The organism is Chamaesiphon sp. (assembly GCF_041738855.1).
Lineage (GTDB): Bacteria > Cyanobacteriota > Cyanobacteriia > Cyanobacteriales > Chamaesiphonaceae > Chamaesiphon.
The window spans coordinates 1-18,976 of the sequence record NZ_JBGSPA010000137.1 but is presented as its reverse complement, the minus strand read 5'-3'; the positions used below and the strand labels follow the sequence as shown (position 1 = coordinate 18,976).

Here is an 18,976-nt window from a genome sequence, read left to right as displayed (position 1 = left end):
GGAAGAGGGGATCGAGAATAGCGGAGAGAGCCTCAGCTCATTTTCGCTGGAAAGCAATCTGAATAAATCGATCGAGATTACATCTAGGATAGCAGCACAGCGATTCTCCTAGCGGAGATGCTACACCAACGGCTAAAATAGCTGTGTTGCAGGTCAGGAGTTAAACTATCAGTGTCAAAAGCAGCGATTAAGCTACTGGTTGCCGCAAGTGGCACTGGGGGGCATGTATTCCCCGCGATTGCCGTTGCCCAAAAGCTGGCGGGATATCAGATCGAATGGTTGGGTGTACCCGATCGCTTAGAATCTCAGCTAGTACCGCAAACATATCCACTACATACGATCCGTGTTGGTGGTTTTCAGGGGAAATTGGGGATCGGTACCTTCAAAACGATCGGGGGATTGATTGCTGGGATCTTTCAGGTGCGAGCATTGCTCAAGCAGGGTAAGTTTGACGCGGTGTTCAGCACTGGTGGTTATATCTCTGCCCCAGCGATTTTAGCTGGCTACTCACTCGGTTTGCCAGTATTTCTCCACGAGTCAAATGCAATTCCTGGTAAAGTGACTCGCTGGCTGAGTCCTTTTTGTACCAAGGTAGCAGTGGGTTTTGTCGCCACTAGTAAGTACCTCCCCCGTGCCAAGACGATCTATCTAGGTACACCCTGTCGCGCACAGTTCCTGACCCCCCAACCCCTCGATTTACCGATTCCCGAAAAAAGTCCCCTCATTGTCGTTGTCGGTGGCTCTCAAGGCGCGGTAGCCCTCAATCAGATGATTGGCGAGTGCGTGAAGATCTGGCTGGAGGCTGGAGCGACGATCGTCCATATCGTCGGCGGTGCCAATGCGGCAACAGCCACCGTCGTACATCCACAGTATATCGTCTTGCCTTTCTATGACAATATGGCAGGATTGTTGCAGCGCGCCGATTTGGCAATTAGTAGAGCTGGTGCCGCTACGCTCAATGAACTGATGATTACCCGCACACCCTCGATTTTGGTTCCTTATCCTTATGCGGCAGAAGATCATCAATATTACAATGCGAAGATCCTCGCGGCTGCCAATGGCGCGCTCCTATTTCGCCAAGAAAGCCTGACAGTAAAGTTCCTAGCCACCGAAGTTCTCAATCTGCTCCAAAATTCGCAGCGGCTGGCAACAATGGCATCGAATGTGAGTGCGCTAGGTGTGATTAATAGTGCCGATCTGCTTGCTGATACGATCGGTGAATCAATCAATGCTCATCAGCGATCGCCTCAGCCGACTCAGTAGCTCGATGGCTCTGAAGGTTGAATGTTATAGTGTGAGTAGATTCGGCGATCGAGACAACTATTTACAACTCAAATGATGAAGACAGCAACTTGGAACGGTGTGACACTAGCTCAGAGTGATGCCACCGTCGTGGTCGATAATAATCAGTATTTTCCAGCAGATAGTATCGATCGGCAATATTTCAAACCGAGCAATACTCACACTACTTGTGGTTGGAAAGGTGTTGCTAATTATTACACGATCGAAGTCAATGGTGAAACCAATGTCGATGCAGCTTGGTACTATCCAGAACCTAAAGATGCCGCCAAAAACATTGGCGGTTATGTCGCTTTCTGGAAAGGTGTGAAAGTCGCCTAATTGCCACTTTGAGCGGATTAACTATTCATCCGCTCGCCCTTCAAATTATTGACGCAGTTGTCGGATTAGAATGTCGCAGAGGACTAGATTTGACCGAGTACAAACTTCATCTCATGAGAAATTAATATGATAGATCTTCGCATTATCGAGGAATTGCAAGTTCAATTTGCTGAGATTCCAGATGCGCTCATCTCTTTAGAGACGATTGTTGATTGTGAAGGCAATCTCGAAGATGCGGCAATGGATCTGGCGATCCGCGTCGGACAACAACCAGAGATCGATAATGGCGAATGGTTGCCAGGTTTAGCCAAAAAATGCCGAGTAGCCGTCTGTCGCTCGGAATTTCGTAACGATGCTGTCGATGGCAACTTTTTGACACTATATCAGTACTTTTTACAAATTAAAATTTGTCCGAGGCTACTGATTTTACCCGTATTATTGTACGTGCATGAAGTAGGAGTGAATCGCTTCTGCGAACCCCTCGATCCAATTTAATTAGTTGATAGTTGATAAATCGCCATTGCTATTTCCAGAGATCGATGAGTTCGGCTTCGGTAGTTTGATTGATATAGTGTGGGTAGATGACCTCACGAAAGAGGGTTTTGGTGTGGGGGAAGATTTTGGCTTGGACGACGGGATTGAAATCGCGATCGAGTGTTGCTTTACGTATGGCTTGACGTTCGGCGGTGGGGTACTTGCCAAAGTGAATTTCGGGAATCCAAGTCGAGTGAATCATCAGTCCCAGACTGATATCGGGGTGGCTCAAGCGATAAATGGGCTTGCCTTTAAAATCGTCGGCGTGGAAGATCCAGATCTCATCTTTAGCAACAGTTTGGGGATTAGTTGGTTCGGCATCGGACATGATGATACAGGCAATATAGCCGTGAGTGGCAGGATCTTTGTCTGAGGGACAAGGATCTTTGCTGGGGATAAATTGGGGAGCGCGAGCCAGATAACCGATCGGAAATTCAAAGCTATCGGCGATCTCCATGTGCTCGGTATCTAGCCGTAGCAGCGTTGCTGGCATGTCAGATTGGGGTAAACCGGAGATCGAGATGACGCGGTTGTCGCGATCTTGATAAGCTCGATAGATCCGTTTGGGAATAGCTTCCCAGGTAAATCCCCACCCCATCCAATACAAACTAGTAATTTTTTCGCCTGTCTCTAGCTGGCGATCGCGGTTGAGGTTACGATGCGTATTTACAGATACCGACCAAGTGTTCCGTTTACTGGGATTATCGCCGATATCGCTGCGGAAATGGGCTTGGAGGACGGCACCAGTTTGGGCATCGATCGTATATCGCGCGACACTATTGAGATCGACGGGTGAAGGTTGGAATCCCCGCAAGTCTTGCCGCAGACATTTTGTCAGTGGGGCGACTGAGAGCTGATTATTGACCCCTGCTAGCATTTCGATCCCCTTGGTAATCGCTGGCGTAGCTTCGCAGTGGAGATTGACAGACTCATCATATTCGCCGATCCATTCGGTGACATCCCAGCCGCCATTATGCGCCGACATCAGGGTGATTTTGCCGTCAGGATTGCGATAATCGGTGACAAAGTGGGAGACTTCGCGGGGGAGGATGATTTTAACGGCGGTAACTGTACGCTGTTCGCCGAGCGGAACCTGTCGATCGAGATCGGCTCTCCTCACCACGTACAAGCTAGCATAAGGAATGGGTTGCACTAATTGTAGAAATACCAGCGATAACCAGTAGCCAATCTGGACTGAATATTTCCGAATCCCGCCAAATAAGAACGGCGCAAAAATTTGGGAGAGTTCGATCTTAAAAGCAATGTCACCAACGACAATATAATCTTCCGTCAAAGCCATCTGGTGAATCGCTTGCTGAATAATTACAGGTTCGCCATTGGGTAATACTAGCCGCCACTTCTCGAAAGATTTGCTGTCAAATCGATACCGGACGATCGCGGTAAATGCACCCCAGGGATGCTTGAGAATCACACCATCGCGACCGAGTTTGCCTTTGTACCACCGTCTGAGCCGATCGATCGCACTGAGTAAGCTCAATCCGGCTGAATAGTTGGCGGTGATCAATTCCCCAGCGGACGCATCTGCACACTGAAAATGGTCGCAGACAGGGTGAGCGGGATTGGAATAAGGCTGAAAAACTTGGGTCAACCAAGCGGGTTGTTTGGGAGCCAAACCTTGCCACTCGCTAGCTGCGCCGATCGGTTCGAGCAGTTCGAGGGAGTCGGGATCGATAATATGCGGACGTGCGGCATCGAATGTCGCCAGCAGATGCTCTTTGGTAGCCAAAAAAGCTGTATTCATCTGGTTGCGAGTGCCCAGCAGGAGGCTGTGACGCACCATCCCGCCATCCAGAAACCGATAACCAGGCTTATCAAATTTTGGTAATAATTGGGCGGCGAGATCGGCATAATAACACGGCGGTTTCATCATCCTGGTTTTGAGGATCGCCGTTCCAGCCTCAAATCCGAGCCGATACAACATCCCGTCGCCATTGAGTACCATTCGATCGCCGCTAGTACCGTTGGCTATGGGCGGCAATGGACAGGCAAAAAAGGCATATCCCCACAGATCGGCGGGAAGTTGCCAGGTAGTGGGGATTGAGGACTGGAGCTGTGCGGGCAATCGTTCGCGATACCTAACTAAAGTCTCGACACCAACAGTAATCAACCTGCCATAAATTGGCTGGGCGTTACTACCCAATGCCGCCAAAACTTCCGGCTCCAATGTGGCGGCTAGTTCGGGTGTGAGATACCAACATATTTGCAGATCCAAAGGTGTTGGATCGTGCTCGGCACGGCGTTTGCGGACATCTGGAGGATTGTTACCGATCGCTGAGTAGGGAGTAAAATTTACTTGTTGGTCAAAATTGGCGATCGATTGGAATTTGGACATTAGTAGTATTTATGTAAATGAAATCATCCATCATACTACTAAAGTTCCCACAATTTCAGTTATCAATCATCAACTAATTTAATACATCTCATATTTCATCAGTTGACAGGGCAAGGTGCCATTGTAAACTGTGGTGCGTTGGGCGGATTTTAGCCCGATCGATTTGGCTAATTCTTTATTGCCACTCAGGACAAAAGCCGTCCACCCTTTGAAGCGGTTTTTGAGCACGTCGCCGAGAAGTTTATAAAAAGCACCCAAATCCTCATCGCGTCCCAAGCGTTCGCCGTAGGGCGGATTGCAGAGCAAGATCCCGCGATCGCTCGGAGCTTCGACATCGGCTAAATCTAGCTGTGAGAATTGGATATAGCGTTCGACTCCAGAGCTGCGGGCATTGGCTCGCGCCTGCTCGATGATGTCAAAATTGCGATCGCTCCCGATAATAGTTGCTTGCAGGTCTTGTTTTTCACCTGTTTCTGCTGACTTTATCAGCCGATCGAATAACTCAGGATCGAAGTCTAGCCAGTTCTCAAAGCCAAAGCCATTCCGAAAAATGCCTGGAGCGATATTGAGGGCTTGCATCGCTGCTTCTAGAGGCAATGTCCCCGAACCACACAGCGGATCGACAAAAGCCAGATCTGGCGTCCAACCGGACATTTTCATCAAGGCTGCGGCGAGTGATTCTTTCAATGGGGCGTCGCCGACAGCCGAGCGATAGCCGCGCCGATGGAGGCTACTCCCAGAGCTATCGAGGCTGACAATACAGATGTCTTTGTCGATGTGGGCATTGATCCGAACCTGTGGATCTTGAATATCCACATTCGATCGTTCGCCAAACTTTTCAGTCTGTTGCTTGGTAATCGCGCGCTTGACTTGAACTGCGGTAAAGTGACTGTGATTTAGTTGCTCGTTTTTGCCCGTTACGGTGACAGCCATCGTCAGCTCTGGGGTGAGATATTCGCCCCAATCGATCTGCTGGACGCCTTCATACAATTCGCGATCGTCATTACTGGGAAATTCACCCAGCTTGACGAGTACCCGAAATGGCAACCGCGCCCACAAATTGACGCGATACAACAACTCGCGATCGCCCTGAAAAGACACGCCACAAAAGCCCTGCGCCACATCCTGCGCCCCCAACTCAGTTAGCTCCTGGGCGGCTAATGCTTCTAAACCTCTGGCGACTGTCGCAAAATACTCACTCAAAATAATTCCTCAGGTCATAGTTGGTTTAGATCCAAACCATTTCCCATTATTCCGCAGATCTGCGATGAGTGCGCTCGATCGCTCAAAATTTCAGGAATCACCATCGCTAGAATGGTAGCTAAGATAACCAGTCATCTTTGAGTCATCATGATGAACAGCCAAACCATGCAATACTGGCGAAAATTTATCATCAAATCGCTGCGATTGCTACTAATAGCGATCGCGATTTTGTTTGCGACTAGTGTCTATGCTCAAGGCGTGGAGCCGCGCTGGTTGGCAATTAAACAGATCGATGTGTCGATCGCGGGACTAGCTCCAGTATTTGAAGGGTATAAAATAGTTCAGCTCACCGATCTACACGCGCGATCGGCAGTGATGAATCGCCAACAGCTAGCACGAATTGCCAGAATTGCCAGCCAGCAGCAACCAGATCTCATCGCCTTGACTGGCGACTATATCACTAGTGGAGCGAGTAAGTCTGAAGAGATGCTCACCAATGCTTTTGGCATCCTCAAAGCCAAGGATGGTGTCTTTGCCATCATGGGCAATCACGATCGCGGCGAAGATAGTGCCCCGCTCGAACGCGCTTTCACAGCAGGTAATGTCAAATTATTGAACAATGCCGTTCATTCGATCGATCGCCAAGGTAGCCTGTTAAATATTGCTGGTGTTGATGATGTCTGGCTGCAACGGGCAGATCTGCCGACGACGATCTCACAATTGCCTGCTCAAAAAGGCACCAATATTTTACTCGCTCACGAGCCAGATTTTGGCGATATTGCTGCGGCTTACGGTCGATTTGCGCTCCAACTTTCGGGACACTCTCACGGCGGACAGATAGTCCTACCATTTGCGCCCAGAGTCACACCTGTGTGGGGCAAAAAGTATATTAATGGACTATATCAGATCGATAACATGCAGCTCTATGTTAGCCCTGGTGTCGGTACGACTGGCCCACCCAAAGCTAGATTCAACTGTCGCCCAGAGATCTCGGTGATTATTTTGCATCAAGCCTGAATTGACGTGCAGGTGGATGGTGAATGGTGGATGCAAAAGTGAATCGCTGTCTGTCTTGTCGCGCTATACCTGGAGGGAACCTGGTTGGGTTGGCAACCCAACCAAGAGCGCGCGCCGCAACTGTCAACTGTCAACTCTCAACTCTCAACTGTCTAAGGTGAGGTGTTGTCTGCCCCGCTGGACGGTGTGGATGGCATCGGTGAGGCGATCTTCCATGTCGTGCAACACCCGATCGGCGTATTCATCAGCACCAGCTTGGATGTGTTGACATTCGAGCCGGACATTTTCGCGCATCCGTTCGATTTCTTGGATATGGTAGGCGCGGAGTTGCTCGATCTCGACGATCGTCTGTTGTTTGAGATCTTCACATTCGGCGATCGCTAGTTGGCGGATTTGCCTAGCTTCCTGTTCGGCGCGATCGACAATTCCTAGTTCGTTGGCAACTTGATATGCGTGTTGATTGGCTTCGGCGAGGATCTGTTGGACTTGTTGTTGCGCCTCTCTCATCAGCAGATCCTTGAATTGCACGATCTCTTTGGCAGTGGCAATTATTTCGGGTAAATTCGATCGGAGCAGATCGATTTGCTCCAAGAGTTCTTCCTCATCAACGACGATCTTCCCGATTAATGGCACACGAGGACTATCGAGGATGATTTCCTCCAATCGTTCGATCGCCGCGAATACCGATCGATGGGGGACATGTGGCGGCTGGATTTGAGGTGCTGGCGATCGAGCGGCGATGGGTGGATCGGGCTTGTCGTCTGCACTGTCAAGCTGCGGTTCAAATGCTAGGGCTGAGTGGGTTGATTGTTGTAACATTGGTAGATTTCTGACGCAACATGAGGTGAGACAAGATGGTCGATCGACCCGTTGAATCTAGCGATTTCTTTCACCATGCTACTGCTGAGGAAACCATACTCTGTAGAAGTTGCTAAAAACACCGTTTCAATCTCTGTAGACAAAGTTTTATTGGTGTGAGCCATTTGTAATTCCTTCTCAAAGTCAGACATAACTCTGAGTCCTCGTAGTAGCACCCCCGCACCGATGAGATTGGCGTAGGTAACCGTCAATCCATCAAAGCTATCGACTGCTACATGCGGGAGATGTTGAGTCGCCGTCCGAATCTGAGCCAGACGTTGCTCGACCGTGAATAACGGTGATTTGCCAGGATTTCGTAAGACTGCGACAACTACGCGATCGAACAGCTTACTCCCCCGCTCGATAATGTCCAAGTGACCTAATGTAATCGGATCGAAACTACCTGGATAAATCGCAATCACTATTACTATCAGTTTGGTAACAACAAAATCGTACTTTAATCAAATAATTTACGACTGCATTTTAGTATATCCTCAATACCTCACAATTTCTTCACAATTTAGTGCTATTTTGTGATATTTCATCACCAAGTTGGAGCTAGCTTTTAGATACCTAGATCGATCGAACTCAATCTTCCAATAAACTCGGCATCTGACGGCGATCTTGGGGAATAAAAGTCCGATCGCGTGGTAACGAAGCTACCGCCTGTGTCAACAAGAATTCACCCCGCTCGATCGCTTCTTTGAGCGCGATGGCTACCTGTCGCGATCGATAGATACTTGCCAGTGGAGCCACTCTGACAGTCTTTCCTTCGATTTTGATTTTGCCTGACTTGAGTTGCTCGTAGTTGACTAGCCCGAACGTCGGACGTACCCGTCGCGGGATCGAAAAGTCCACAATCGGTGCGACGATATCTCGATCCTGTACCGCACACCGCGCGACGATCTCGGCATTCAATACCGGAATCGGTACGCCAACGCCCAGCATCAAGGAGGGGCCATAATTCTTGAGATAGCACCCGCGTACCCACTGGGAACTCATCTGCTTGGCATCCCCAATCAAGGCTAGAGTCGCCCCAGGGCCGATCGGGGTGCGGTTTTCGCCGCGTTTTTGGAGGGGAAAATGTTGGGTACCTTCCCACGCCACGTAGCCGATCCCCCCACCCAACCAAATCCGCGTCCCGATGCCAATGACGTCGAGATCGGGGTCATTTAATAAGGGTGAAATCGCACCAGTATTGGAGTAGACCGCGTTCCCCAATCGGGGCTGTAAGGGGCCGAGATACGTGTACAACTGCCGATCGCCACCATTTACCCCCACGATGAAGTTTTGGTACAAATTGCGGGGGTTGTAGAGGTAAAATTGGTTGATCGTATCTTTGGTAATCTTCGTCTCGAAGGTCGCGCGCGGATAGCAATCAGTAGCTTGACCGATCGCCCGTAGAGTCACCCCCTTACCTGCAATCAAATCGGCGATCACATGTGCGCCACCCCGCTCTTTGCGATCGTCCCCATCGCCAATTTCGCCTGCATAATCAACTAATTGCGTTGCCCCCAAGTAGAGATCCACAGCTCCAAAACCAGCATAAGCAGCCACCCCATCCAACGTACACGATCGAATCTTGATCGGCGGATCGGTATGTCCCAAATTGAGAATCGCCCCCGATGATTCCATCGGTTCAAAGCTCCCAGTGGTAATCACATCTACCAATTCGGCAACTTTTTCAATTCCTAATTCTGCTACTTTGATTTTGACTTCATCGATCGTCCATACTACCGCTGTTTGGTTGCTGATTTTGTCATTGATTTCATCGATCGTTTTCATGAATTAGCCAAATAAATAATCAATCATGAACCCATAGTGCTAAACCACCACCGCGCCCTCTAGCGGCAATACTAGTCGGACTAGCCCAAAAGAATGTGAAAAATGGTAACTCAGCAACTCTCAGTTGTTCAAAATCCTTCCCCAATCGCTTCCCACTCCGAATTTTGCCTTGATAAAGCGTCAGCCCTAATAGTTTGAATTGCAGCTCGGTAAAATCAAATGCTAAGAAGTTTTTCTGGCCAGGATAACGGCACGGCCCAGTAAATTGAAACCGGACGGTACCGACTAATAGTTTGTTGGTAATAGTACCAGTATTGCAGTCTTCAGATTGAGAATCGCGGGTGAAACTAATCGATGCTGGGGCGAATTTGGGCAGATAGTATCCCCGACCCAATCTAATTCCACCACGTTGTTTATCTTTGTTGGCTCCTGTTGCAAAGCAGAGTCTCCACTCACCTACTAGTGATGAAAATGGAATTACCAATCCCGATCGCTTGGTAGTTTTTTCGGCGGCGAGTAGAGCGGAGATCGTGACATCTTTGGTCGGGCGATCGGTAGATCGAGCTGCTTGTTCTAAAATAGTTGGAAAGTCAACAGTGGACATATAGCACAGGTAGGGCAAATAAGGATAGTTGAAAGCCAGACCCTGAGAATTTATTTCTGAGCTGGGTAAATAATGCGCCACCAGGTTAACTGGCGATCGATCTGTCGTAGCAACTGCACATCTGCGGCTGGTAAACTCAGATCCGGTGGAGCCTCCGGTGTGAGAAAATCAAAAGCCGCTCGAAATTGCGCTGGAGTCGCTGCCACAGGGGCATCAAAGTGGCAGGAGATAATCTGCCCAAAGTCCCATTGTGCGACACGATCGACCCAAGCGAGTGTCGATTGGGGTGCGCGGTTGAGAATCAACGTCTGGAGAATCGGTGCGACTAATAATTTGCCATCCCCACGCAAGTCGGTAAACCTTTGCTGCCATTGTGATTGCCAGTCAAAGGGATACAGCCCAAAATAGTTCTCTCTCGTCCGTTCTGGCGCAGTCAATGACTCGCGCCAAGTTTGACGCCAATTGCGGACTTTTAAGACGCTCGGTTGGAAATAAAAGGTAAATAAACAGATCCGGTGCCAACCCTTGAGGCGATTGCCATAGGTATCGACGATCGGATCGCTCGATCGCTCTCGGGCGTGAAATAATAACGAGTAGGGTGCAACTTGGACGATCGACGGTGGGACGATCGGGAGCGACACAATCGAGTCGGTGAGTAGGAGTGTCCGCGACTGTCGATGCCAAAAAGCCACCTCCGCAAACTGTCCTGGGCCAAGATCGATCGTGTCGAGGATGGCATAATCAAAGCAGTCACCAAACGGTGTGTGGATACTATCGGGGGGTAAAACATACGTGCGATCGCGCGGTAAACCCAACCAGCTCAATGGTAAATTGAGTGGAAAGCTCCACTGATCTGGTGCTACCCATACTTGCGCCTGCGGAAAGGCGCGGGCAAATGGGGCGACAAACACCTTGTGCTCTAGCCCCGAAATCGTTGGCAAAACAATATACTTAACATCACCATGAATGAGCACCAACTCAGCGACTAATTGCCGACATTCAGCCGTGGGCGCGACGGGTGCATAGACAAATAAACCACCTCCTTCGAGGCGGACTACCGTCATCCGAATTGGCACGATGACGTGAAAGATCCCTTGTACTTGGTCAAATGTCCAAATGGTATCTGGCACTACTTCCGTCCGCATGGTTCGTCGCTCACCATAGGGGTAGATCGGCAATGTCCACCACCATCGCCACGATCGATCTGCCGATCTAGCCTGAGTCAGAGTGTGCGCTCGCTCGTCTACAGTCACCGCCGTACCTCCGGCAGTAACTGTCGGCTCCGATCGTGAAGTGTCTGGATTGGCAACAATAGCATCGTCATCAAAGTACCTACCACAACTAACAGCCAGCATGAGCTGCTGTTGTCATGCTGACCGCAATCAAACCCGATCGCGTCATCGTAATGCGATCGTGCATCCTAAATTATATATTCTTATCCGAATTCCCGCGCAGCAATCCTCACTGTTTACCTCAAGCATACAGACAACCCGCGCTCTAATAAGTGAAGTCACCATCCACCATCCACCCAAAAGCATTCAAAACCAGCGGTTACCAAAAGATAGATAGAAAACACTAACTCAATCGGTCACAATATAGACATGAATCAAGTCAACTACTTGCGAATTAGCCTCATTGATCGCTGTAACTTCCAGTGTCAGTATTGTATGCCTGCTGGGGCTGAGTTAGAGTATCTCCATCGCCAAGAGCTGTTGACTGATGATGAGCTGTTGACTCTGGTGCGGGACGTATTTATCCCCGTGGGTTTCAACTGTTTTCGGCTGACTGGTGGGGAACCATTGTTGCGGCGGGGGATTGTCGATATTGTCAGATCGATCGCGAGTTTACCAGAGACCAAAGATTTATCACTCACTACCAATGCCTTTTTGCTCGCAGGCATGGCTCAAGATTTATATCGAGCTGGACTCAGACGGGTCAATATCAGCCTCGATTCGCTCCAGGCAGCTACCTTCGATCGGATTGTGGGGAATATGGGTCGATCGCGCTGGCAACAGGTCTGGGATGGGATTTTAGCCGCCGATCGCGCGGGATTTACACCCCTCAAGCTCAATGTGGTGGTGATTCCTGGTATCAATGATACCGAAGTCTTGGATTTAGCAGCTTTGAGCATCGACAAACAATGGCACGTCCGCTTTATTGAGTTTATGCCAATTGGTAACGATGAGTTATTTGGCGATCGCGGGTGGATTTCCTCAGAGTCGATCCGTCAACAAATTCGCGCACAATGGGGATTGACTGAAGCTCAGGTGCAGGGAAATGGCCCAGCGGATGTATTTACGATTCCTGGCGCGCAGGGGACGCTGGGATTCATCAGTCAGATGTCCGAGTGCTTTTGTGACAGGTGCAACCGGATGCGGCTTTCTGCGGATGGGTGGTTGCGTCCGTGTCTGCTCAATGAAACCGGACAACTAGATCTCAAAACTGCGCTGCGTAATGGTGTATCTACGGCTGAGTTGCGCTCGCAAGTACAAGATTTACTCGCTCTCAAACCAGAAATTAACTACAAAGGTCGAGAGTCTGGAAGTGATACCGGATCTTATCGCCGCACCATGTCTCAAATCGGAGGATAAGGTGTTGGGTTATTTCGTTTCAAGAGGCTACGCCAACGTTTCACTTTATCCAACCTACAAAACTTTCTTCCCTAAAACCTAAAACTTAAAACCTAACTCAAAGAGAGTAGATTTTGGATGCAGCCGCCATCCAAAATCCTGTTTTGATGCCTGTCAGAGAACAAAGGCGGACGGACATCGCCAAATCTCTATGCTTGTCGAGAGTAGTACTCGACGATGAGCAACTCGTTGACTTGAAGAGCTACCCACTCGCGTTCGATCGTGCCTGTAACTTTACCAGTTAAAGTAGGCTTATCGAATTCCAAATGGTTGGGAGTGTTCGCTAACCCTGGATATTGGAGATTGGCTTCTACCAATTTCTTGGATGCTTCGCGGTTGCGAACACCCACCACGTCGCCTGCACGACACTGATAACTAGCAATATCCACAGTACGTCCGTTGACGGTGACGTGTCCGTGGTTGACTAGTTGGCGGGCGGCGGGAATCGTCGGAGCCATGGCTAGCCGAAATACAGTGTTATCCAACCGCATTTCGAGTAATTGCAATAAAACCAATCCGGTGGAACCAGTAGCACGTCTTGCTTTGCGCACATAGCGGAGCATTTGCTTCTCGTTGACACCATAGTTCATCCGCAATTTTTGCTTTTCTTCGAGACGGATGGCGTATTCAGAACGCTTTTTCCGGTTTTGACCGTGTTGACCTGGTGGATAAGCACGGCGGGGTTCCTTCCGAGTTAGTCCTGGGAGGGAGCCTAAACGACGTGTAATTCTCAGTCTCGGTCCGCGATATCGGGACATAAATTTCCTTAGTGCTTGATACTTTACGCAAAACTCCCATTATTACATATCAGAGCCATTCTGACTAGCGATCGACATCAGAAATTGAGAATTGGGGAGCGGCGGTGGTGAGGGACGTTCGAGCTGACATGTCGGTTGGTAGAGATTGAATCGACCTTGGCTGTCGAAACAGGTAGGAATGCGATCGATCGCTTGACCATAGTTTTCTTGAGGAAAGGTCTGCACCAAGCCATTTCTGACCACTTCGCAGGGACGATTGATGCTGCATTGAGGCTGTTTGGCGGCGTTGTCATTGACGCCAGTATTGACAATGCCGACTACTTGCTGAGTTTTGAGCGAGATCATCGGCGAACCAGACATCCCACCGACGATACTGCACTGGTGCCGGATCGAGTTTTGCCAGTTGTAGATATCTTCGCGGACATTGGCGACTGCTCCGGCGCGACAGGTGGCAGCATGGAGGAAGTTTAGCTCTCCTTTGACACCTTCGGAGGGGACTCCGACGACGAGCAGCGGTTCGCCGAGTGCGGCAGGTGTGGCGGAAATTTGGAGCGGGGTAATTCCAGCAGCGGTCAATTCGCCTTGAGTTTTGGTCAATTCGAGGATGGCGATGTCATTATTTTTCATCGTGCCATACACCAACCGTGTGACGGGAATAGTCAACCGCTCGGCTCTAAAATCATGAAAGTAGTTGACAGTAAATTGGGTCTTGGTCGATCGATTGACGATGATTTCGCGATCGCCAGGTAATTTACCCAAACTGCCCTGACAGTGCCCGTTGGTGAGGACGTAGGCAGGAGCGTTGGCATTTTGACCTGTAGACACCAAAAATCCCGTACAGACTCCGTGGTTGGCATCGATGACGCCAATCCCGTTATATTTGCGACCGCCGACTGTCGAGAGCATCTGCCAGTTGACGCGATCGGAATTGACCTCGCGATCGGGTATTTTCATGCCAGCGCGATCGAAAATGGCGGCATTGACGTTACGATCTGGTAAATACCTAGCTGACGCGATCGATATTAACAGCCCCAGACTGACATTCCAGCCAAATCTCAAACAAGAACGAACGCGCATAGATACCTGGGGAAGAGGAGAGCGGAAGCCGAAGTGGAGACATGATGACTAGTACCAGAACTTGCTAAAGTAAGGAATACCCGCTCGCCTATTTCCACCCACCGATAATCATCTATGACGCAAACTTACACTGTTGAGATCCATCATCAGGGAGAAATTCACACGATCGAAGTTCCTGATGATAAGCAAATTCTGCGCGCTGCTGGTGCGGCGGGCATCTATCTCCCGACTTCTTGTAACTCAGGGGTCTGCACTACTTGTGCGGCTCAGGTAATTGAAGGGGAAGTGGAGCAGAGTGATGGGATGGGTGTGAGTCCAGAACTACAAGCGCAGGGGTATACTTTGCTATGTGTGGCTTATGCGCGATCGAATTTGAAGATCGTGACTGAGAAGGAGGATGAGGTTTATGAGTTGCAGTTTGGGCAGCATCAGCGGTAAACAGTTGACAGTTTAAAGGATTGCTCTGCCCAAATAAGATTGTAATACTTCGGGAATGGCGATCGAGCCATCTGGTTGTTGATAATTTTCTAAGATGGCTGCCATCGTTCTCCCGACAGCCAAGCCCGAACCGTTGAGGGTATGGACGAATTGGGTGCCTTTTTTCCCTGTTTCTTTGAAGCGGATATCGCCGCGTCGCGCTTGGAAATCTTGAAAATTGGAGCAACTGGAAATTTCGCGATATTTGCCAGCCGAGGGGAGCCAGACTTCGATGTCGTAGCATTTGGCGGCACCAAAGCCGATATCTCCGGTACAGAGTGCTAAGACTCGATAGGGGAGTTTGAGAGCCTGAAGGATGGCTTCTGCATCTTTGAGCAAGGCTTGATGCTCCTGCTCGGAGGTGTCTGGATGGACGAATTTGACTAGTTCGATCTTGTTGAACTGATGGAGCCGGATCAAGCCACGCGTATCGCGTCCCGCACTGCCAGCTTCGCGCCGAAAACAGGGGGTATAGGCACAGTGATGGATGGGGAGTTGTTCGCTACTGAGGATCTGTTCGCGATAGAGGTTGGTAACTGGTACTTCGGCGGTGGGGATCAACCACAAGTCATCATCGGCACACTTGAAGCCATCTTCAGCAAATTTGGGGAGTTGTCCAGTTGCTGTCATCGATGCTGTATTGACCAGGATCGGCGGACTAATTTCAGTATAACCTGCCACTATCTGGCGATCGAGCATGAAACTAATCAATGCCCGCTCCAAAGCCGCACCCGCACCGACGAGCGTCACAAATCGACTTTGAGCGAGTTTGGCACTGCTCTCAAAGTTGAGGATGCCTAGTTTTTCGCCGATTTCCCAGTGGGGCAAAATCTGGGCGTTAATAGGCAGATATTCATCGCCCCATTTGTGGAGTTCGACGTTCTCATCTTCACTGGCACCGATCGGAGTGGTATCGCTGGGCAGGTTGGGTAGTTGTAGGATCAGGGTGTGGATTTTAGCTTTGAGTTCGCGTTCGGCTGGCTCTAGCTCGGCTAACTGGGCTTTGACAGCATTCCCTTCCGCTTTGAGGGTCTGCACTTCTGGTGCATTGGGATCGATTTTCGCGCCCATTTTCGCGCCCACTAGCTTACCGATTTCGTTGCTGCGCGCCTGAAGTTGACTGCGAGTAGATTCGATTTCGCGCTGTTGTCGATCCAGATCGAGAATGGGTTGGATGTCGTAGACACCTATGCCTCTAAGATCTAGTTTTGTCTGTACCAATTCTGGATGTTCTCGAATCTGTCTAATGTCCAGCACCGTGTTTACTTTACCTAAGATTACTTCGCTAGATATATCTTACGATCCTGTCGTCTAGATTGGCGATCGATAGTATGGTCGATTGTCAGGGTTTGGCGGCGATCGGATATTTCAGGGTAAGATTAAGTTACGTATATTTTCACCACATTATTATTGCGATCGCCATTATGAGTGATACACCCATAGATCGACAGCTCATCGAACCCACTCCAGTCATCACCGCACCCGTGGACAAAACTACTACTACGACTGCGGTGATGGCAGCCCCGCCGACACCGGAAGAACTCAAATCCAAATTTGTCAAATATGCCATGCGAAACATGGTCAAAAAGGGCGGTAAGTCGCTTCAGCACTTTGCCCTCAGTGCTATTGGTCTGTTGACACTATTTGTCGGACTGGCATATCTGACTAAGTAAGCTCACATCTTGCACCATCATGTTCCGAGATGAATCTAGAATTAATCGTCCAAGATCGCTATCAGCCTAGTACCATCGACGAAACTACCTGGGTGAACTGGTTTCAAGCTTGGTTGCAGACACCAGGCTTGGACTTACCACCAGCTCAGACTTATGAATTGAGTCTGCGCCTGACTACCGATGCCGAAATCCAAGCTTTAAACGCCCAGTTTCGCAACAAAAATCAACCAACCGACGTCTTATCTTTTGCGGCGATGGAAGTCGATTTTCCCCAAATAGACGACGATGCCGCCGCAGATCTCTATCTGGGTGACATTATTATTTCTGTGGATACTGCTGTTAGACAAGCTCCCGAACATGGGTACACTCTAAGAAAAGAACTGGCGTGGCTAGCTAGTCATGGACTACTACACTTATTGGGATGGGATCACCCTGATGAACCAAGTTTACTGATAATGTTGCAACAGCAAGAAAATTTCTTGACACGCAGCGGTTTATAAATCTTATTGCCGATCGTGAGACTTTTAAGCTATATGTGTGACTCATTCGACCCATAAATCACTATTTTCCCTCTGGGAGCAACCGTCGATGCAGACTAAAATGGACGAATCGTCAACCAACCCAAGTCTCCAATCAGATATGAATAGCAAAGTAGCTACATCCTCACACCAAAACCGGATTAAAGCTTGGCGAGTAGCAACCAGTATCGGGGTGAGCTTCAAGTATGCGGCAGCGGGTGTGACGTATGCTTTCAATACTCAACGCAACTTTCGGATTCACTGCGTGATGGGTACATTGGCGATTAGTATCGGTGCGCTGTTGCAATTGACTAGCGTGGAGATGGCCGTCATCTGCATCACTAGCGGTCTAGTTTTGACTCTGGAACTATTAAACACCGCGATCGAGTCAGTTGTCGATCTGACTGTTGGTCAAAATTATCACGAACTTGCCAAGATTGCCAAGGATTGTGCCGCAGGTGCAGTACTGATTTCAGCTTTTGCTTCGGTCTTGGTCGGATTTTGTCTGGTGGCACCAAAATTGATGTTATTACTCTTGAGCCATCAGTAGGTAAGTGTGGCAATCTTCCTAGTGTCAAATTAGATGCCTAGGGTAGGGGGTGAAAATAGTCAACGGTGGATGGCGAAAAGTGCGGGAACAGGGGTTTCCCCGCTGGGGTTTGTTCCATGGTCGTCGTCTCGGGTCACCCGAGCCGTGGAGACAAAGGCCGGACAAACTCCGCAAGTAGAGCACCTTTTCAAGACAGTGGATGGTGGGTGGTAGCGCGTCTACTGCTTGACTGTTACAAGAGTAGCTAAATATTTAGTTTTGAATCGATCGGCGACCCTGTTAGACTAAGTAGGGTTGGATTAGTGTAACGCATGATATTAGTTATTGATAATTACGACAGCTTCACCTACAATCTCGTCCAATATTTGGGCGAATTAGGACAAGAATTACCGATTGCCAAAGATATCCGTGTCTATCGAAACGATCGCATTAGCTTGGCAGAGATTATTGCGCTCAACCCTAATGGTATTCTGATTTCACCAGGTCCCGGGCGTCCTGATGATGCTGGGATTACGCTAGAGATTATTAGGAAACTGGGTGCGAAGTACCCGATTTTGGGCGTATGTCTGGGACATCAAAGCATCGGTCAAGTTTTTGGTGGGGATGTTGTCGCCGCGCCAGTGTTGATGCATGGCAAAACTTCGGAAATCTACCATGATGGTACTGGTGTGTTCGAGGGATTGGACAATCCTTTCACAGCTACTCGCTATCACAGTCTAGTTATCGATCGAGCCACTTGTCCAGATTGTCTAGAAATCAATGCTTGGGTAGCCGATGGCACCATTATGGGCGTGCGGCATCGGGATTATCCCCACATTGAAGGGGTGCAGTTCCATCCTGAGAGTATTTTGACTAGTTCGGGCAAACAGTTACTGCGGAATTTTTTGACCTCAATTACCGCCACGGTGGGGACTTTGACAGCTAGCACCAGTAAATAAGAGCCAGAGGAGTCGATCTCAAATAATCTCCCAAAAAGATGTAACTCAGATCCGCTCCATTCCAATTATCGATCGATATGGCAACTCCGTTAATTTCTAGTTCTTGGCAAGCAGTGCTCGCCGCAGAGTTTGCAAAACCTTATTTTCAACAACTTCAAGACTTTATCAGTACCGAAAGACAAGCTCAAACGATCTTTCCCACCGCAGCAGATGTCTTTGCTGCCTTTGAATTGACGCCCTATGAACCTGAGTTCGATGAGGCTAGCCTCATCATCAAATCAATTACCTGACTGTGTTTGAGCCAATCACTACCAATCCTCAAAAACTAAGTGTTTCATAAATTATTATCAATAAGCTCTGCTTGTTGATAATTAGCGGTCA

The 18,976-nt window shown here is 49.2% G+C and carries 21 protein-coding genes; 11 read left to right on the top strand and 10 right to left on the bottom strand.

Translation table 11 applies throughout. The features are described 5' to 3' along the window. Positions 1–171 precede the first annotated feature (171 nt). From murG to ACEW9I_RS13540, 3 genes are all read left to right on the top strand, one after another. A complete protein-coding gene (murG, locus tag ACEW9I_RS13550) occupies positions 172–1,263 on the top strand; it encodes an undecaprenyldiphospho-muramoylpentapeptide beta-N-acetylglucosaminyltransferase (protein WP_373540862.1) in 1,092 nt (363 codons plus the stop codon). Positions 1,264–1,338: 75 nt separating this feature from the next. Beyond that, entirely contained in the window at positions 1,339–1,620 is a 282-nt protein-coding gene (locus ACEW9I_RS13545) for a DUF427 domain-containing protein (protein WP_373540945.1), read from the top strand. Positions 1,621–1,746: 126 nt separating this feature from the next. Beyond that, positions 1,747–2,115 carry a hypothetical protein gene (locus ACEW9I_RS13540; RefSeq protein ID WP_373540861.1) on the top strand — a complete coding sequence of 123 codons (369 nt, stop codon included), beginning with the start codon at positions 1,747–1,749 and terminating at the stop codon, positions 2,113–2,115. A gap of 28 nt (positions 2,116–2,143) precedes the next feature. Here ACEW9I_RS13540 and ACEW9I_RS13535 read toward each other — a convergent pair whose 3' ends face one another. Continuing rightward, positions 2,144–4,507, bottom strand: a complete 2,364-nt coding sequence (locus tag ACEW9I_RS13535) for a carotenoid oxygenase family protein (protein WP_373540860.1) — start codon at positions 4,505–4,507, stop codon at positions 2,144–2,146. Between the two features lie 78 nt (positions 4,508–4,585). Continuing rightward, positions 4,586–5,710 (bottom strand): class I SAM-dependent RNA methyltransferase, encoded by a 1,125-nt coding sequence (locus ACEW9I_RS13530; protein WP_373540859.1) that lies wholly within the window; start codon positions 5,708–5,710, stop codon positions 4,586–4,588. Between the two features lie 147 nt (positions 5,711–5,857). On the opposite strand from ACEW9I_RS13530, the gene ACEW9I_RS13525 reads away from it, so the two are divergent. Next, positions 5,858–6,727, top strand: a complete 870-nt coding sequence (locus ACEW9I_RS13525; RefSeq protein WP_373540858.1) for a metallophosphoesterase — start codon at positions 5,858–5,860, stop codon at positions 6,725–6,727. Between the two features lie 144 nt (positions 6,728–6,871). On the opposite strand, the gene ACEW9I_RS13520 is transcribed toward ACEW9I_RS13525, so the two are convergent. The 5 genes from ACEW9I_RS13520 to ACEW9I_RS13500 form a co-directional block, all read right to left on the bottom strand. After that, positions 6,872–7,546, bottom strand: a complete 675-nt coding sequence (locus ACEW9I_RS13520; RefSeq protein WP_373540857.1) for a DivIVA domain-containing protein — start codon at positions 7,544–7,546, stop codon at positions 6,872–6,874. Next, positions 7,516–8,007, bottom strand: a complete 492-nt coding sequence (gene coaD, locus ACEW9I_RS13515; RefSeq protein ID WP_373540856.1) for a pantetheine-phosphate adenylyltransferase — start codon at positions 8,005–8,007, stop codon at positions 7,516–7,518. The genes ACEW9I_RS13520 and coaD overlap by 31 nt, the downstream gene beginning before the upstream one ends. A 166-nt stretch (positions 8,008–8,173) precedes the next feature. Then, complete coding sequence (locus ACEW9I_RS13510; RefSeq protein ID WP_373540855.1) at positions 8,174–9,370, bottom strand: homocysteine biosynthesis protein; 1,197 nt, start codon at positions 9,368–9,370, stop codon at positions 8,174–8,176. A gap of 19 nt (positions 9,371–9,389) precedes the next feature. After that, positions 9,390–9,974 carry a hypothetical protein gene (locus ACEW9I_RS13505; RefSeq protein WP_373540854.1) on the bottom strand — a complete coding sequence of 195 codons (585 nt, stop codon included), beginning with the start codon at positions 9,972–9,974 and terminating at the stop codon, positions 9,390–9,392. Positions 9,975–10,024: 50 nt separating this feature from the next. Next, the gene (locus tag ACEW9I_RS13500; protein ID WP_373540944.1) at positions 10,025–11,227 is read right to left on the bottom strand and encodes a DUF4336 domain-containing protein; all 1,203 of its coding nucleotides are present in this window, start codon (positions 11,225–11,227) and stop codon (positions 10,025–10,027) included. A gap of 348 nt (positions 11,228–11,575) precedes the next feature. Between ACEW9I_RS13500 and moaA the strand changes: the two genes are divergently transcribed. After that, positions 11,576–12,565 (top strand): GTP 3',8-cyclase MoaA, encoded by a 990-nt coding sequence (moaA, locus tag ACEW9I_RS13495; protein WP_373540853.1) that lies wholly within the window; start codon positions 11,576–11,578, stop codon positions 12,563–12,565. Positions 12,566–12,753: 188 nt separating this feature from the next. On the opposite strand, the gene rpsD is transcribed toward moaA, so the two are convergent. Together rpsD and ACEW9I_RS13485 are read right to left on the bottom strand one after the other, a co-directional pair. Further along, positions 12,754–13,362, bottom strand: coding sequence for a 30S ribosomal protein S4 (rpsD, locus tag ACEW9I_RS13490; RefSeq protein ID WP_373540852.1), 609 nt, complete (start codon positions 13,360–13,362; stop codon positions 12,754–12,756). Positions 13,363–13,404: 42 nt separating this feature from the next. Further along, on the bottom strand, positions 13,405–14,439 hold the full coding sequence (locus ACEW9I_RS13485; protein WP_373540851.1) for a serine protease: 1,035 nt from the start codon (positions 14,437–14,439) through the stop codon (positions 13,405–13,407). Positions 14,440–14,553: 114 nt separating this feature from the next. Between ACEW9I_RS13485 and ACEW9I_RS13480 the strand changes: the two genes are divergently transcribed. Beyond that, on the top strand, positions 14,554–14,877 hold the full coding sequence (locus ACEW9I_RS13480) for a 2Fe-2S iron-sulfur cluster-binding protein (RefSeq protein ID WP_373540850.1): 324 nt from the start codon (positions 14,554–14,556) through the stop codon (positions 14,875–14,877). A 12-nt stretch (positions 14,878–14,889) separates the two neighbouring features. Here ACEW9I_RS13480 and serS read toward each other — a convergent pair whose 3' ends face one another. Continuing rightward, positions 14,890–16,173, bottom strand: coding sequence for a serine--tRNA ligase (gene serS, locus ACEW9I_RS13475; RefSeq protein ID WP_373540849.1), 1,284 nt, complete (start codon positions 16,171–16,173; stop codon positions 14,890–14,892). Positions 16,174–16,247: 74 nt separating this feature from the next. Between serS and ACEW9I_RS13470 the strand changes: the two genes are divergently transcribed. From ACEW9I_RS13470 to ACEW9I_RS13450, 5 genes are all read left to right on the top strand, one after another. Next, entirely contained in the window at positions 16,248–16,589 is a 342-nt protein-coding gene (locus tag ACEW9I_RS13470) for a DUF3285 domain-containing protein (protein ID WP_373540848.1), read from the top strand. A 29-nt stretch (positions 16,590–16,618) separates the two neighbouring features. Next, on the top strand, positions 16,619–17,089 hold the full coding sequence (gene ybeY, locus ACEW9I_RS13465; protein ID WP_373540847.1) for an rRNA maturation RNase YbeY: 471 nt from the start codon (positions 16,619–16,621) through the stop codon (positions 17,087–17,089). Between the two features lie 88 nt (positions 17,090–17,177). Then, positions 17,178–17,657, top strand: a complete 480-nt coding sequence (locus ACEW9I_RS13460) for a diacylglycerol kinase family protein (RefSeq protein ID WP_373540846.1) — start codon at positions 17,178–17,180, stop codon at positions 17,655–17,657. Between the two features lie 311 nt (positions 17,658–17,968). Beyond that, positions 17,969–18,595, top strand: coding sequence for an aminodeoxychorismate/anthranilate synthase component II (locus tag ACEW9I_RS13455; protein ID WP_373540845.1), 627 nt, complete (start codon positions 17,969–17,971; stop codon positions 18,593–18,595). A gap of 77 nt (positions 18,596–18,672) precedes the next feature. Beyond that, entirely contained in the window at positions 18,673–18,885 is a 213-nt protein-coding gene (locus tag ACEW9I_RS13450) for a hypothetical protein (RefSeq protein ID WP_373540844.1), read from the top strand. Positions 18,886–18,976 lie beyond the last annotated feature (91 nt).